The following is a 14293-nucleotide window of genomic DNA, read 5'->3' as shown; positions in this document are numbered from 1 at the left end:
CGTCCATTACCCAAGGCTCTCGATCAAGGCTGGCAACTCGCCCAGATTGGCGATCTCGCGGAAGCGTGGCGCTTCGGAGGGTTTTTCCACATGCTCCAGAATCCAGGTAAGGGCATGTGGAACGAACACGCCCCAGGCGCCCGTGGCGATGGCCGGCACAACATCCGATTTCAGCGAATTGCCCACCATCATCGCCCGCTCGGGCTCTTCGCCATTCATCGAGAAAATGCGGCGATAGGTGGTGGCGGTCTTGTCCGAGACAATCTCGACATTGTCGAACAAGGTGCCGAGCCCCGACTGGGCAAGCTTGCGCTCCTGATCGAAAAGATCGCCCTTGGTAATCAGCACCAGATAATATTTTCCGGCGAGCGCCTCCAGGGTTTCCAGCGCATGCGGCATGGTCTCGACCGGATGACTTAGAAGCTCGCGACCGATCTTGAGGATTTCAGAAATGACGCTTGAGGGAACCTTGCCCTCGGTGATCTCCAGCGCCGTCTCGATCATCGACAGGGTGAAGCCCTTGATGCCGAAACCGTAATAGGAAAGGTTACGTTTTTCAGCCTCCAGCAGACGCTCCGACACATGCTCGCCCTCGGCATAGTCAGTCAGCAGCGCCCTGAATTGCTCCTCGGTCAGCCGGTAATATTGTTCGTTCTGCCAAAGGGTGTCATCGGCATCGAAGCCCACGGTCGTCAGCGAGTGGCGGCTCATCGGATCTTGCTCCCTCCATCTGTTGAGGCGCAATCTAGCGCCGCCATCGTGGCGATGCAAAGGCCTGGATGATCAGGCGATCTGCAGCATGTGGATGAGCAAGATGCTGATGACCGACAGCAGCAGCAGCGAAAAGATGGCCGCCGTAATGACCCGTCCGCCGGCGCGGGCCGTGTGGCGGACATCGACAGACAATCCAAGGGCTGCCATGGCAATGATGGTCAACACATTGGTGATTGCGGAGATTGGGCCGAGGGCTGCTTCAGGAATGAAACCGAGCGAGCGAAGCGCGATCATCGCGGCAAAGCCCAGGATGAACCAGGGCAGCATGTGACGCATGGAGATGCTGGTGTCGCGGGCACCGTGTATCAATCCCAGAGTGAAGATGACAGGTCCGAGCATCAGCACGCGGATCAGCTTGACCAGCGTTCCAGCCTGCATGCTGATCAGGCCCGCCGGTGCCGTGGCCGCCAGAACCTGCGGCACGGCATAGACCGTCAGGCCGGCAAAGGTGCCGTATTGTAGGGAGGTGAGCCCCAGCAGCCTCTGCAAGAGCGGCATTAGCAACACGGCAAGCACGCCCAGAACGGCGGTAAAGGCAATGGAAGCGGCCACATCGTCCGCATCGGCATCGATCACGGGTGCCACGGCGGCAATGGCCGAATTGCCACAAATGGAGTTTCCGCAGGCAACCAGCGTGGAGAGCTTCGCTGACAGTCCGAGCATGCGTCCGACAAGGAAGCTCAATCCGATCGAAATGATGACTGTCAGCGCGATTCCGACCACCAGTCCGGCGCCGGCATCTTCAATCGCCTTGAGGCTGATCGATGCACCCAGAAGAACGACTGCGATCTCGAGCAGAAGCTTGGCACTGAAGGTGATGCCGGCCTCGAAATGCGGTTTGACATGCACGGTCGAGCGGATGGTCGCGCCAATGATGATGGCAAGCACCAGGCTTTCCAGCCAGCGTCCGCCCAGAAAGGCGATTTCGAATGTCTCAAGGGCAATGGCAGCGAGCGTAACGCCAAGACTGAGGAAAAGGCCGGGGAGAATATGGAGGCAACGCTGGGAAATGGGCATGGGAATAATCCGTGAACTTACTATGTTCCGATAAATCCCATGCGCGATCATGGATTTCCATCGAATAATATGGCATAATTCGTTCGGAAAAATAGAATGATATGCCTTGACCTTTGAACAGCTCGCCATTTTCGTCGCGGTTGCCGAGCGCGAACATCTGACCCGCGCTGCCGAAGCGATCGGGCTCACGCCCTCCGCCGTCAGTTCCGCTATCCGTATGCTTGAAAGCTTCTATCGGGTTGAACTCTTCAACCGGGTGGGGCGACGGATCGAGTTAACCGCCGAGGGCCATGCTTTCCTGCCCGAAGCAAAGGCCGTGCTGGGCCGGGCCAAAGCCGCAGAGCTGATGTTGGCGGAAATGGGCGGCCTGTCGCGGGGTGCGCTGTCCGTCCATGCCAGCCAGACGGTTGCCAGCTACTGGCTGCCAGGGGTGTTGATGCGCTTCCACGCAGACCATCCCGGCATCGAACTCAATCTCACCATCGGCAACACCACCACCGTGGCGCGCGCGGTGCTGGACGGCGTCGCCGATATCGGCTTTGTCGAAGGTCCGGTCGACGAGCCGGCACTGTCTGTCACCCGCATCGCCAGCGATGAAGTGATCCTCCTGGTCGGCCGCGATCACCCCTGGGCGGATGGCCGAAAGCTGGCGCCGGAAAACCTCGTGGAGGATGGCGCCTGGGTGATGCGGGAACCGGGGTCGGGCACGCGCGCCGTGTTCGAAAGCGCTCTGTCGGCCTATGGCATAGAGCCGTCGTCGCTGAAGGTCGTGCTGGAGTTTCCATCCAACGAGGCGGTGCTGTCGGCGGTCCGATCCGGTCTTTGCGCAGCCGTGGTCTCTGAAATTGCGGCCGAACCGCAATTGCGCGCGGGGCATCTGGCGCGTGCCAATTTCGCGCTTCCGGCGCGCCAGTTCTCCTGCCTGCACCACAAGGAGCGTCGCCTGAGCAAGGCTGCAGCCGCCCTGCAGCAATTGAGCCGGGAAGCGGCCGTGACCTGAAGACTTCTTCCGCCAATGATCCATTGAGCCTTGCCAAAACGTGCCCACCCTGCATCATTCGAGGGCCAGGCATCAATGGGGGAGGAGAACCATGCAAGCCGTGTTTGAAAAGGATAGTCGGCTGTGAGCAGGACACGTATTGCCATCATAGGTCTTGGAATGGCAGTCACGCCCCATGCGCGCGGACTGATCGATCTGGCCGATACGGTCGAGGTTGCCTATGCCTTCAGCCCCAGCGCTGCGCGACGTCAGGCGTTCGCCGAAAAATATCCCTTTCCCCTGTGCGATGACCTCGACACCATTCTTGGCGATAGATGCGTTGAAGCGGTCGCCGTGCTGACGCCGGCCAATACCCATTGCGAACTCGCCGAACGATGTGCCGACGCCGGCAAGCATGTGCTGATGGAAAAGCCGCTCGACATTTCCACCGCGAAAGCAGAGCAAATGGTGGTCTCGTGTCGCAAGGCCGATGTCAAACTTGGTGTGGTCCTGCAGCATCGCTTTCGCCCGGCCGCTCTGCGCCTGACGGAGCTGCTGCGCGAAGGCACACTCGGTGCCATCATAGGATGTTCGACGACGATAAGGCTGTGGCGCCCGCAGAGCTATTACGACGAACCCGGTCGCGGTACCTTCGCCCGGGATGGCGGCGGCGTTCTCATGTCGCAGGGTATCCACACACTGGACCTGATGTTGAGCCTTGCCGGACCCATTACCCATGTGACCGGTTTTACCGCCACAACGCCGGTCCACCAGATGGAAACAGAGGACATGGTCTGCGCTGCCGTCCGCTTCGAAAACAGTGCAATCGGCACCATCGATGCAACAACGGCGGCTTATCCGGGCTATCCTGAGGAGATCAATCTGACCTGCGAAAACGGCACCGCCCGCCTGCGCGGAACGGAACTGCAGGTGACATTCCACGACGGGCGTATCGTGTCCATGGAGCCGGATCAGTCGGCAGGCGGTGCCGGTGCCGATCCCATGGCCTTCCCGCACGACTACCACCGCGCCGTGATGGCTGACTTCATCTCGGCTATCAGACACGGTCACGAGCCCAAGATATCGGGCGAGGAGGCGCTCAAGGTCCACAGGCTGATTGACGCCCTGATCGAGACAGGCAAGACGAACCGTGTCGTGGAGATCGGCCAGGCAGCAGGGTTAGACGACAAGCGCTAGCCGTGGATTGCCGCGATGACCGTGTGCACGATCCGGTAGTCGGGGCTTTCCTCGCCAAGCGGCACCACGGGCCAGTCCCACTGCGCGCTATGCATCGGCGGCTCTGCCCCATACAAAAGATCGAAGCTCTCGTGCTGTTGGCCGGTGCGGTCGATCAGGCCGTAGGCGATATCGGTGATCAGGCACGTCCGGCAGGGCAGGTTTTGAAGACCGTCGATATGGGTGCGGGCAAGCTGTGCGACCGGTTCCATCGCCGGCTGTCCGCTCGCCTCCAGCCGCCGCTTGGCCCCGCGTCCGATCTGCGAGAGAAGGTTGGCGGAGGCAACGAAATCGAGATAGGGCACCTGTCGCAGAAAATCGAGCGGCTGTGCTTCGCGGCCCGCGATCAAGGCGTCGAAGCCCGATAGATCGCGCTCGATCGATCGCACATTATGCAAGCCCTTGATGCGCAACCATGCCCGCACGCTCGCCAGATGCACGAGGTCGACCAGGACCACCGTATCGAAGGTTTTCGCCAGTTCGACAATCGGCACATCGCGCAACAGGCCGGAGCCCAGAACCACGGCGGTGCGTGTCTGCTTCAGATCGGCAATGGCCGATAGCATTGCCCGTTTGCTGTTATCCTCATGCGCGGCCCAATCCTTGGCGCAGCGGCTGGCACGCGACCACAGATTGACCGAATAGCGGATCGAGCTTCGATGATCCGCAGTCGTGAGCGGCCAGGTGGCAAGATAGTTCAGCGCCTCAAGGATCATCGCAACGCCCTCAGCCGAGAAGAAGCGGCTTGGGGGCAAGTTGCAGATTGAGTTCGTGCGGAGTGTCGGCAAGGCCCGGCAGATAGCCGAAATCGAGCGTCATCCCCGTTGTCTCGGCACCCATGGCCGCCGCGTGTTCATGCAGGGTCCGAAAGCTCGAATCGATCTCTGACAATGGCCCTCGATGCAGCAGGCGAAGATATTGCCCGGCAGGGATCGAAACCCGTTCCAGACCATCCGGGATCTTTGTCTTGCGCGCCGCCAGGTAGCCCACAAGCGCGCCAATCTGGTCGCTCGGCGCCGGTTGCGAGATCTTGAGGAAAGCTGTCGCACCGGTCTCCGTCGAATACAAGGTCTTGAAGGCGTCGGCCACGGCTTGGGGAAACTCCGCAGGACTGGCCACAACGGCAATGCCGATGCAGATCAGTTCGGGCAGGTCTATGGTCTGGATATCTGTGCTCATGGCCTTGGCCTATTGGGATTCGCAGGCCGGGTCCAGCACCGTGCCAACAGCTTGATATTCATCGCCGGCGATAGATGTCGCCGCGGTGGCCAATCTCGAACACCAGCACGACGAGACGATCATCCTGAATGTCGCATGTTCTCGACGGACTTGCGACCCTCCGTGTTGTCGTCAATCCGCCAGGTCATGCCAGAACTCTTCTTAGCTCGTCGCCTCGCCTCCTTGCGGCCTTGCCGTGAAAACCCCGATCCTCTAAGACAGCCGCAACTCTTCAAAGACATGAAAAGACGGTCCGAACCCATGAGCGAAAAGAACAAGAAGCCGCAGAAACTCAAAGCCCGCCTGCCGCGCGGTTTCGTGGATCGAGAGGCGCATGACATTCGCGCCGTCAACGAGATGACCTCGAAGATCCGCGAAGTCTATGAGCGTTACGGTTTCGATCCGGTCGAGACTCCGCTGTTTGAGTATACCGATGCGCTCGGCAAATTCCTGCCTGACTCGGACCGCCCCAACGAGGGCGTGTTCTCGCTGCAGGACGACGATGACCAATGGATGAGCCTGCGCTACGACCTGACCGCGCCGCTCGCCCGCCATGTGGCCGAGAATTTCAACGAGATCCAGCTGCCCTACCGCACCTATCGCGCCGGCTACGTCTTCCGCAACGAAAAGCCCGGCCCCGGCCGCTTCCGCCAGTTCATGCAGTTCGATGCCGATACCGTCGGCGCCCCCGGCGTCCAGGCAGATGCCGAGATGTGCATGATGATGGCCGACACCATGGAAGCGCTCGGCATCAAGCGCGGCGACTATGTGATCCGGGTGAACAACCGCAAGGTTCTGGATGGGGTGCTTGAGGCGATCGGTCTCGGCGGTGACGACAATGCCGCCCAGCGTTTGACCGTGCTGCGTGCCATGGACAAGCTGGACAAGTTTGGTCCCGAAGGCGTTAAGCTGCTGCTGGGAGATGGGCGCAAGGATGAGTCCGGCGATTTCACCAAGGGTGCCGGGTTGAACGCCGAGCAGATCGAGAAGGTGCTGTTCTTCGTTGGCATACAGGATTACGCCGCGAATGCAGACGCTCTGGCGCAGCTTGTCGCCGGCACCTCCAAGGGTGAAGAAGGTGTGGCGGAGCTGAACATGATCGGTGGTCTCGTAACCAGTGCCGGTTATGATGCGACACGCATCAAGATCGACCCCTCCGTCGTCCGCGGCCTCGAATACTATACCGGCCCCGTCTACGAAGCCGAACTCACCTTCGACGTCACCAATGAAAAGGGCGAAAAGGTCGTCTTCGGTTCGGTCGGTGGTGGCGGGCGTTACGATGGCCTCGTCTCCCGCTTCATGGGCCAGCCGGTGCCGGCCACGGGCTTCTCCATCGGTGTATCGCGCCTGATGACGGCGCTGAAGAATCTCGGCAAGCTCGGTCAGGACGAGGTTATCGCCCCCGTTCTCGTCACCGTCATGGACGGCGATGTCGAAAGCATGGGCAAATATCAGAAGTTCACCCAGGAGCTTCGCGCAGCCGGTATTCGCGCCGAAATGTATCAGGGCAACTGGAAGAAGTTCGGCAACCAGCTGAAATATGCCGACCGCCGCAACTGCCCGCTCGCCATCATTCAAGGTGGAGACGAGCGCGAAAAGGGTGAGGTCCAGATCAAGGATCTGATCGAGGGCAAGCGTCTCTCCGGCGAGATCGAGGACAATGCCGCATGGCGCGAGGCGCGCGTGGCCCAGGAAGTGGTCAGCGAGACAGATCTGGTCGCCAAGGTCAGGGACATGCTGGAAGCCCAGGCTGAAGACCGCCGCCGCGCCAACAGCTGAACTTTCCAACCGTCAGACTGCCAGGGGCATAAGCGACAACCACGGCTCTCTCCCACTGTGTGGGGGAGAGAGCCGGTACGCCGACGGAGCTTGGTCTACGCGGTCTATTCGAGGGCTGCATTCGGCAGAAAATCATCCTATGCTCCCATGCGGAGGATCATCGGATGTCCATTCTCTTCATTGAACATGTCCAGCTTGCCATGCCCGCCGGTCGCGAGGCCGAAGCGCGGGCTTTTTATGCAGGCGTTCTCGGTATTCCCGAAGTTGAAAAGCCCGACAACCTCAAAGCCCGTGGCGGGTGCTGGTTCGAGGATGGGCCGGTGCGTGTCCATCTCGGTGTCGAGCCGGATTTTCGACCCGCAAGGAAGGCCCATCCGGCTTTCACCGTGGAAAACGTTGCCGCACTGGAGCGGAAGATTGCCCGAGCCGGCTATCTGGCAGTCCGCGACGAGCCCTTGAGAGGCTTTGATCGTTTCTATGCCGAAGATCCCTTCGGCAACCGCCTCGAATTCCTGCAGGCAATATGATTGCCGAACTCTGCGCCCGGTTTGCGGAAAAAATGGCCCAATCCGCCCGCCAATCGTTGACATCCGGGTCAAAGGGTGGTGTTCGCTTCCCCCGAAAGCCTGAACAACCGACTGCCGGGATAGCCTATGCCCTTGATCAATATGCCGGACTTCTCCGACGAGCTGCTGGCGGCCTTTGCCGAGCGACGCACCGAACGCGTTGATGCGCCCGTCATTCAGCCGGCCGAGCCGTTCCTCGACATGGCCGGAGAAGATCTGCGCCGCCGTATTTTCATGACCGAAAACGAGCGCGGCGAAAGCCTGTGCCTGCGTCCGGAATTCACTATTCCTGTCTGTCTGCGCCATATCGAAACGGCCACCGGCACGCCCAAGCGCTATGCCTATCTGGGCGAGGTGTTCCGCCAGCGCCGCGACGGCGCCAATGAATTTTATCAGGCCGGCATCGAGGATCTGGGCGATAGCGGCATTGCCGGAGCCGATGCGCGCGCCATTGGCGACGCCCATGCGGTGCTATCGAAACTGCTGGATGGCCGCAGGCTCGAAGTCACCCTTGGCGATCAGTCGGTATTCGAGGCGGTGCTGTCGGCCCTTGGCCTGCCGGATGGCTGGCGCAAGCGGCTCATCGATGCCTTTGGCAATGCCGAACGGTTGGAACAGTTGCTGCAGGATCTGGCGAGCCCGCACCCGGTCGCCGGTCTCGATTTCAAGGTGGCCTCGCTGGTGGCAGCCGGTGACGATGCGGCCCTGATCGCGCATATCGACGAGACCATGCATGCGACCGGCTATTCCACCAATGCCAGCCGCGCACCGAAGGAAATCGCCACCCGGCTCAAGGAGAAGCTGGTTCTGGCCGCCACGCGGCTGGATGACAAGACGCTGGCGCTGCTGACGGAATTCCTGTCGCTGGAATTGCCGCTGGGCGAGGCAAGTGCCGCACTTGCCGGCTTTGCCGATGCGGCCGGGCTGAAGCTCGGTGCCGCCATTTCCCGTTTCGATGAGCGCGTGGCAGCGCTTGCCAATATCGGACTCGACCTTGCCACCATCACCTATCGCGCGGCTTTCGGCCGTCCGCTGGATTATTACACCGGCCTCGTCTTCGAGATAGGGCTCGCAGGCGAGGAGGGCGTTCTGGCCGGTGGCGGTCGCTATGACCGGCTGCTGACATTGCTGGGCGCTGCCGACCGCATTCCAGCCGTCGGTTTCTCGCTGTGGCTGGACCGGATCGAAGCTTCAAGGGCAAAGCCATGACCATTACAATTGCGCTGCCCTCCAAGGGCCGGATGAAGGAAGATTGTGCTGCGATCTTCGAAAAGGCAGGCATGCCGATCACCGCTGTCGGCAATGATCGCTCCTATCGCGGTCGGGTCGAGGGCTTCGATGATATCGAGATCGCCTTCCTCTCGGCATCGGAAATCTCGCGCGAGATCGGCAATGGCACCGTGGATTTTGGCGTGACCGGCGAAGATCTGGTGCGCGAAGGTCTGGCCGATGCCGATACCCGCGTGGAATTTTGCGCCCGCTTGGGCTTTGGCCATGCCGATGTCGTCGTGGCCGTGCCGGATATCTGGCTGGACGTGGACACGATGGCCGATCTCGGCGATGTCGCCGCCGATTTTCGCGCACGCCATGGACGCCGGCTGGCGATCGCCACCAAATACTGGCGGCTCACCCAGCAATTCTTTTCCCGCCGCCACGGCATCCAGGTCTATCGCATCGTCGAAAGCCTGGGCGCGACCGAAGGCGCACCCGCTGCCGGTCAGGCCGATATCATCGTCGACATCACCTCTACCGGCTCAACGCTGAAGGCCAATCACCTCAAGATCCTGTCAGACGGCACGATCCTCAAATCCGAAGCCTGCCTGGTGCGCGCCCGCAAGCCGGAACATGAGGGAAATCCTACGGTGGCCAGGATCATTGAGGCTGTCAAAGACGCGCTCTGACAGACGCTGCGACGGACGGTCTTTTGGCTTGCCGCACTGAAAAGCTGATATAAAAAATGCCGCCGGAGCGATCCGGCGGCATTTTTGCTTGGGGCAGGGAAGCCTTAGGCGGTGACAGTGTTCACGCCACGGCGGGCATCGATCGAATAGGCGCCGGCACCGACAGTCGCGAGCAGAAGATAGCCGCCGGCCAGTGTGATGTTCTTCATCATCATGATCATGTTGAGCGTATTGATCCAGCCAAGCGCTGCATCCGGCCAACCTTCAATGGCAACGGTGCCGCTGTGGAAGACAAGACCGGTGAACACACAAAAGAGGGCCAGCAGAATAGCGGCGATCTTGGTCTGAAAGCCGACGAGCACGGCAATGCCGGCCAAGAGTTCGAACGCGCCTGCGAGATAGGCAAGCGCAGTTGCAGCCGGCAGGCCGGCGCCGGTGATCATGCCAGCCGTTGCGGCAGGGTCGGTCAGTTTGCCGAAGCCGGACATGATGAACATGAAGGACAGTAGGATACGGGCGACCAGGATCGCGACATTTGTCGTGTTGGACATATTTTTCTCCAGAAGCGAGTTGTTGGATCGGGGGACTGAACTATGTGGCTATAGATGTTCTTTTTCTGTCGTTCTGAATAGATGGACAATAATGCACATATTGTTCAACAAACGGAGACAATTAACGATCCTGCCTCGGTACCGGTTTGAAACGAGGACGTCTCGCTCAGTCGAACCGGTTCTGGCAAAAATGGAGAATGCCCATGTCTGATTTGACCGCCTATCCCGTTACCCGGCGCTGGCCTGCCAAGGACCCCTCGGTCATCCAGCTTTACTCGCTTCCGACCCCAAACGGTGTGAAGATCTCGATTGCGCTGGAGGAATTGGGCCTGCCTTACGAGCCGCATCTGGTGTCGTTTTCCACCAATGATCAAAAGACACCAGAATTCCTGTCGCTCAATCCCAATGGCAAGATTCCGGCCATTCTCGATCCGGATGGTCCAGCTGGCAAACCGCTCGGTCTGTTCGAATCCGGGGCAATCCTGCTCTATCTCGCCGAAAAGACCGGCAAGCTTTTGCCGTCGGATGCGGCGTTGCGCTATGAAGCCATTCAGTGGGTTTTCTTCCAGGTGGGCGGCATCGGCCCGATGCTCGGTCAGTTCGGTCACTTCTTCAAATTCGCAGCCGACAAGGTGGCCAATAATTCCTACGCGATGGAGCGATACCGGGATGAGGCAAAGCGTCTGCTCGGTGTGCTGGAACAGCGCCTCGAGGGCCGCGACTGGCTGATGGGGGCTGAGTATACGATTGCCGATATCGCCAATTTTCCGTGGGTGCGCGCCATTGAAGCGGCTTATGGCGCGGGCGATGTCATCGGCATTTCGGATTTTCCAAAGGTGATGAAGTGGGTCCAGCGCGCGGAGGTCCGGCCTGCAAGCGTCAAAGGCCTGGAGATTCCGGAGACCAGCTGACCATGTCTGGATGGCGTGACGCCGTCACGCCATCGGCTGCGGACGGTTTGCGCCAAGCTTGAAGCGTGGAAAGATGAAGATGCCCAGCATGGTGCCTGCCAGCTTTTCTTCCAGCCCGTTCGATTCGCCCATACAAAACACAGGCTGGCGGTTGCCATTCGCCTGCGTGATCATGGTCGAGTAGCAGAAGTTGGAGGAGGCCGTGGCGGCCTGCTCGAAAAGTTCGAGAATATGCCCGCGGTCATTGGTCTCATAGGCGCGCATCATCGACAAGAGGCCGCATTCCGGGCTTGTGAGGCCGTGAAGCGCCATGGCGCGCTCGCCGAGGCGGATCACACCGTTCGAGAGGTCGCCGGTCCAGGTTTCGGAGGCAGCAAACTGCGACATGACGGATGAATTGCCGCTGTCACGTTCCGCACAGGCGGTAACGAGCGGTTCGGCAAAACTGGACTTGGCAATTTTAAACAAGTCATTCCTCAACGAGTCGCACCGATGGCCCCGCATCCCCAAAAAGATATGGTCTCGGCTGATATTTTCAATAACTGTACCGCCTCGGTCTTTTCTATGGCGGCGCAAGTAGCAGTTACGCGGGCGCGGTTAGAAAGCCCATTCATGCGTCATTGACCCGTCATGGCACCTTTGGAAGGCTCATGCCGACGGAAACTGCGCGGAGCCTGTCTATTGCGGGCATCCGGGCGGGCAGACAAGTCACCCCAGATCATGAGGTCAAGCGATATATAGCCGAGACATGTTTATATTTTGTTTTTGCGTGTCGGCAATGTGTCTTGTCAATATTCCGAGCCGAGAGTGACATTCGCCGGAAGTCGCACATCGCACACGTGTATTTTGCGCAGCGCGCACGAAAAAGGGCGGTCCGAAGACCGCCCCGTATTTCTGAACCGATATGGTTGGCTTTCGCAATAAGGCTTTCGCCTTATTACATCATGCCACCCATGCCGCCATTTCAGCGCGCTTGACGCGCTGAAACTCTTGAAGGCAATGGGCGTGCTTTATGGTTGGCTTTCGTAATAAGGCTTTCGCCTTATTACATCATGCCACCCATGCCGCCATTTCAGCGCGCTTGACGCGCTGAAACTCTTGAAGGCAATGGGCGTGCTTTATGGTTGGCTTTCGCAATAAGGCTTTCGCCTTATTACATCATGCCACCCATGCCGCCCATGCCGCCCATGTCAGGCATGCCGCCGCCAGCAGCTTCCTTCTTCGGAAGCTCGGCAATCATGGCTTCTGTAGTGATCAGCAGCGAAGCAACCGAAGCTGCGTTCTGCAGAGCCGTACGGACAACCTTGACCGGGTCGACGATACCCATGGCGATCATGTCGCCATATTCAGACGTCTGGGCGTTGTAGCCGAAGTTGTCTGTGTTGCCGTCGAGGATCTTGCCGACAACGATCGAAGCTTCGTCACCGGCATTGGTGGCGATCTGGCGAACCAGCGACTGAAGAGCCTTGCGAACGATGTTGATGCCAGCTTCCTGGTCGTCGTTTGCACCCTTGACGGTGATCTTGGTCGAGGAGCGCAGCAGAGCTGTACCACCGCCAGGAACGATACCTTCCTGAACAGCAGCGCGTGTTGCGTTCAGAGCATCGTCGATGCGGTCCTTGCGTTCCTTGACTTCGATTTCCGTCGAGCCGCCAACGCGGATGACGGCAACGCCGCCAGCGAGCTTGGCAAGACGTTCCTGCAGCTTTTCGCGGTCGTAATCGGAAGAGGTTTCTTCGATCTGAGCCTTGATCTGGGAAACGCGACCTTCGATGTCCGACTTCTGGCCGGCACCATCAACGATCGTTGTGTTTTCCTTGGTGATCGAGACCTTCTTGGCGCGGCCGAGCATGTCGAGCGTGACATTTTCGAGCTTGATGCCGAGATCTTCGGAGATAACGGTACCACCGGTCAGGATCGCGATGTCTTCGAGCATGGCCTTGCGGCGATCGCCGAAGCCAGGAGCCTTGACGGCAGCAATCTTCAGGCCGCCACGCAGCTTGTTGACGACGAGCGTTGCAAGAGCTTCGCCTTCGACGTCTTCAGCGATGATGATGAGCGGCTTGCCAGACTGAACGACAGCTTCCAGAACCGGCAGCATTGCCTGAAGGTTTGAGAGCTTCTTTTCGTGGAGCAGGATGTATGCGTCTTCGAGATCCGCAATCATCTTTTCCGGGTTCGTCACGAAGTAAGGCGACAGGTAACCGCGGTCGAACTGCATGCCTTCAACGACTTCGAGTTCGGTTTCAGCGGTCTTGGCTTCTTCAACCGTGATGACGCCTTCATTGCCGACCTTCTGCATGGCTTCGGCAATATCTGCACCAACCTGCTTGTCGCCGTTTGCCGAGATCGTGCCGACCTGAGCAACTTCTTCAGAGGTCGAGATCTTCTTGGCCTTGGCCTGAAGGTCCTTGACGACTTCCGACACAGCCAGATCGATACCGCGCTTCAGGTCCATCGGGTTCATGCCGGCAGCAACAGCCTTGTTGCCTTCGCGCACGATGGCCTGGGCCAGAACGGTAGCAGTCGTGGTGCCGTCGCCGGCGATGTCGTTGGTCTTCGAAGCAACTTCGCGGACCATCTGGGCGCCCATGTTTTCGAACTTGTCTTCCAGTTCGATTTCCTTGGCAACCGATACACCGTCCTTGGTGATGCGCGGTGCGCCGAAGGACTTGTCGATGATGACGTTACGACCCTTGGGGCCGAGGGTAACCTTCACGGCGTCAGCGAGGATATCGACGCCATGAAGCATCTTTTCGCGCGCGGTGCGGCCAAACTTGATTTCTTTAGCAGCCATGTTTCAAAACTCCCGGAGCTTAGCTCTTTGGTGAATTGTTGATTGGATTGAGAAGTAACCGGCTAAATTCAGCCGATAACGCCCATGATGTCGGATTCCTTCATGATCAGAAGGTCAACGCCATCGAGCTTTACTTCGGTGCCCGACCACTTGCCGAACAGGACGCGGTCGCCGACCTTGACGTCCAGAGCGACGAGTGCGCCCTTGTCGTCACGAGCGCCGCTGCCGACAGCGATGATTTCGCCTTCAGCTGGCTTTTCCTTGGCAGTGTCAGGAATGATGATGCCGCCCTTTGTCTTTTCTTCAGACTCGACGCGCTTGACTACAACGCGGTCGTGCAGCGGACGGAAATTGGTGCTTGCCATTGTCTAATCCCTCGATCGAATGACATTCGCGGGATCTTTGGGTCCCGCATGGATGTTGTTAGCACTCTCATACGGGGAGTGCTAGCGAGCTCGATCTAAGGATGGGAAGGCTGAGAGTCAAGAAAAACGGCTAAAAATTTTTGCCGTCTTTTCGCTTTCTAGGCGTTTGCCATGTCGAGAATGTGTCTGGCGTGTCGGC

15 protein-coding genes are annotated in these 14293 nt (G+C 59.2%); 7 read left to right on the top strand and 8 right to left on the bottom strand.

All coding sequences use genetic code 11. The features are described 5' to 3' along the window. Positions 1-6: 6 nt before the first annotated feature. Both ACQQ2Q_RS04070 and ACQQ2Q_RS04065 read right to left on the bottom strand, forming a co-directional pair. Positions 7-711 (bottom strand): HAD family hydrolase, encoded by a 705-nt coding sequence (locus ACQQ2Q_RS04070; protein WP_428185741.1) that lies wholly within the window; start codon positions 709-711, stop codon positions 7-9. Between the two features lie 72 nt (positions 712-783). Continuing rightward, entirely contained in the window at positions 784-1791 is a 1008-nt protein-coding gene (locus ACQQ2Q_RS04065) for a YeiH family protein (protein WP_428185740.1), read from the bottom strand. Positions 1792-1897: 106 nt separating this feature from the next. On the opposite strand from ACQQ2Q_RS04065, the gene ACQQ2Q_RS04060 reads away from it, so the two are divergent. Both ACQQ2Q_RS04060 and ACQQ2Q_RS04055 read left to right on the top strand, forming a co-directional pair. Then, positions 1898-2791, top strand: a complete 894-nt coding sequence (locus tag ACQQ2Q_RS04060) for a LysR substrate-binding domain-containing protein (RefSeq protein WP_428185739.1) — start codon at positions 1898-1900, stop codon at positions 2789-2791. A gap of 123 nt (positions 2792-2914) precedes the next feature. Beyond that, complete coding sequence (locus tag ACQQ2Q_RS04055; protein WP_428185738.1) at positions 2915-3967, top strand: Gfo/Idh/MocA family protein; 1053 nt, start codon at positions 2915-2917, stop codon at positions 3965-3967. Here ACQQ2Q_RS04055 and ACQQ2Q_RS04050 read toward each other — a convergent pair. Both ACQQ2Q_RS04050 and ACQQ2Q_RS04045 read right to left on the bottom strand, forming a co-directional pair. Continuing rightward, positions 3964-4722 (bottom strand): hypothetical protein, encoded by a 759-nt coding sequence (locus tag ACQQ2Q_RS04050; RefSeq protein ID WP_428185737.1) that lies wholly within the window; start codon positions 4720-4722, stop codon positions 3964-3966. The two genes, ACQQ2Q_RS04055 and ACQQ2Q_RS04050, sit on opposite strands and share 4 nt — an antisense overlap. A 10-nt stretch (positions 4723-4732) precedes the next feature. Further along, positions 4733-5185 carry a GyrI-like domain-containing protein gene (locus tag ACQQ2Q_RS04045; RefSeq protein ID WP_428185736.1) on the bottom strand — a complete coding sequence of 151 codons (453 nt, stop codon included), beginning with the start codon at positions 5183-5185 and terminating at the stop codon, positions 4733-4735. Between the two features lie 300 nt (positions 5186-5485). Between ACQQ2Q_RS04045 and hisS the strand changes: the two genes are divergently transcribed. The 4 genes from hisS to hisG all read left to right on the top strand — a co-directional run bounded on the left by hisS (position 5486) and on the right by hisG (position 9470). Next, positions 5486-7003 carry a histidine--tRNA ligase gene (gene hisS / locus ACQQ2Q_RS04040; protein WP_428185735.1) on the top strand — a complete coding sequence of 506 codons (1518 nt, stop codon included), beginning with the start codon at positions 5486-5488 and terminating at the stop codon, positions 7001-7003. A gap of 164 nt (positions 7004-7167) precedes the next feature. Next, entirely contained in the window at positions 7168-7530 is a 363-nt protein-coding gene (locus ACQQ2Q_RS04035) for a VOC family protein (RefSeq protein ID WP_428185734.1), read from the top strand. Between the two features lie 126 nt (positions 7531-7656). Continuing rightward, on the top strand, positions 7657-8778 hold the full coding sequence (locus tag ACQQ2Q_RS04030) for an ATP phosphoribosyltransferase regulatory subunit (RefSeq protein WP_428185733.1): 1122 nt from the start codon (positions 7657-7659) through the stop codon (positions 8776-8778). Continuing rightward, positions 8775-9470, top strand: coding sequence for an ATP phosphoribosyltransferase (gene hisG, locus ACQQ2Q_RS04025; RefSeq protein ID WP_428185732.1), 696 nt, complete (start codon positions 8775-8777; stop codon positions 9468-9470). The genes ACQQ2Q_RS04030 and hisG overlap by 4 nt, the downstream gene beginning before the upstream one ends. Before the next feature lie 104 nt (positions 9471-9574). On the opposite strand, the gene ACQQ2Q_RS04020 is transcribed toward hisG, so the two are convergent. Continuing rightward, positions 9575-10021, bottom strand: coding sequence for a DoxX family protein (locus ACQQ2Q_RS04020; RefSeq protein ID WP_428185731.1), 447 nt, complete (start codon positions 10019-10021; stop codon positions 9575-9577). 203 nt (positions 10022-10224) lie between these two features. Here ACQQ2Q_RS04020 and ACQQ2Q_RS04015 point away from each other — a divergent pair, with 203 nt between their 5' ends. Continuing rightward, positions 10225-10932, top strand: coding sequence for a glutathione binding-like protein (locus ACQQ2Q_RS04015; RefSeq protein ID WP_428185730.1), 708 nt, complete (start codon positions 10225-10227; stop codon positions 10930-10932). Between the two features lie 24 nt (positions 10933-10956). On the opposite strand, the gene ACQQ2Q_RS04010 is transcribed toward ACQQ2Q_RS04015, so the two are convergent. The 3 genes from ACQQ2Q_RS04010 to groES form a co-directional block, all read right to left on the bottom strand. Then, a complete protein-coding gene (locus ACQQ2Q_RS04010; RefSeq protein WP_428185729.1) occupies positions 10957-11400 on the bottom strand; it encodes a hypothetical protein in 444 nt (147 codons plus the stop codon). Between the two features lie 685 nt (positions 11401-12085). Then, positions 12086-13729: a chaperonin GroEL gene (groL, locus tag ACQQ2Q_RS04005; RefSeq protein WP_428185728.1), complete on the bottom strand. Its 1644-nt coding sequence runs from the start codon at positions 13727-13729 to the stop codon at positions 12086-12088. A 68-nt stretch (positions 13730-13797) separates the two neighbouring features. Further along, a complete protein-coding gene (gene groES / locus ACQQ2Q_RS04000) occupies positions 13798-14094 on the bottom strand; it encodes a co-chaperone GroES (protein WP_428185727.1) in 297 nt (98 codons plus the stop codon). Positions 14095-14293 lie beyond the last annotated feature (199 nt).

Source organism: Agrobacterium sp. ES01, from assembly GCF_050320885.1.
Classification (GTDB): domain Bacteria; phylum Pseudomonadota; class Alphaproteobacteria; order Rhizobiales; family Rhizobiaceae; genus Allorhizobium.
Note: the sequence above shows the minus strand (reverse complement) of the source record. Positions and strands in the feature narration are given on the sequence as shown.

What these genes read in the sequence shown, in the direction of transcription:
- groL (WP_428185728.1), bottom strand. Translation starts at nt 13,729, where the DNA reads ATGGCTGCTAAAGAAATCAAGTTTGGCCGCACCGCGCGCGAAAAGATG.
- ACQQ2Q_RS04020 (WP_428185731.1), bottom strand. Translation starts at nt 10,021, where the DNA reads ATGTCCAACACGACAAATGTCGCGATCCTGGTCGCCCGTATCCTACTG.
- ACQQ2Q_RS04035 (WP_428185734.1), top strand. Translation starts at nt 7,168, where the DNA reads ATGTCCATTCTCTTCATTGAACATGTCCAGCTTGCCATGCCCGCCGGT.
- ACQQ2Q_RS04015 (WP_428185730.1), top strand. Translation starts at nt 10,225, where the DNA reads ATGTCTGATTTGACCGCCTATCCCGTTACCCGGCGCTGGCCTGCCAAG.
- ACQQ2Q_RS04045 (WP_428185736.1), bottom strand. Translation starts at nt 5,185, where the DNA reads ATGAGCACAGATATCCAGACCATAGACCTGCCCGAACTGATCTGCATC.
- hisG (WP_428185732.1), top strand. Translation starts at nt 8,775, where the DNA reads ATGACCATTACAATTGCGCTGCCCTCCAAGGGCCGGATGAAGGAAGAT.
- ACQQ2Q_RS04070 (WP_428185741.1), bottom strand. Translation starts at nt 711, where the DNA reads ATGAGCCGCCACTCGCTGACGACCGTGGGCTTCGATGCCGATGACACC.
- ACQQ2Q_RS04050 (WP_428185737.1), bottom strand. Translation starts at nt 4,722, where the DNA reads ATGATCCTTGAGGCGCTGAACTATCTTGCCACCTGGCCGCTCACGACT.
- hisS (WP_428185735.1), top strand. Translation starts at nt 5,486, where the DNA reads ATGAGCGAAAAGAACAAGAAGCCGCAGAAACTCAAAGCCCGCCTGCCG.
- ACQQ2Q_RS04065 (WP_428185740.1), bottom strand. Translation starts at nt 1,791, where the DNA reads ATGCCCATTTCCCAGCGTTGCCTCCATATTCTCCCCGGCCTTTTCCTC.
- ACQQ2Q_RS04030 (WP_428185733.1), top strand. Translation starts at nt 7,657, where the DNA reads ATGCCCTTGATCAATATGCCGGACTTCTCCGACGAGCTGCTGGCGGCC.
- groES (WP_428185727.1), bottom strand. Translation starts at nt 14,094, where the DNA reads ATGGCAAGCACCAATTTCCGTCCGCTGCACGACCGCGTTGTAGTCAAG.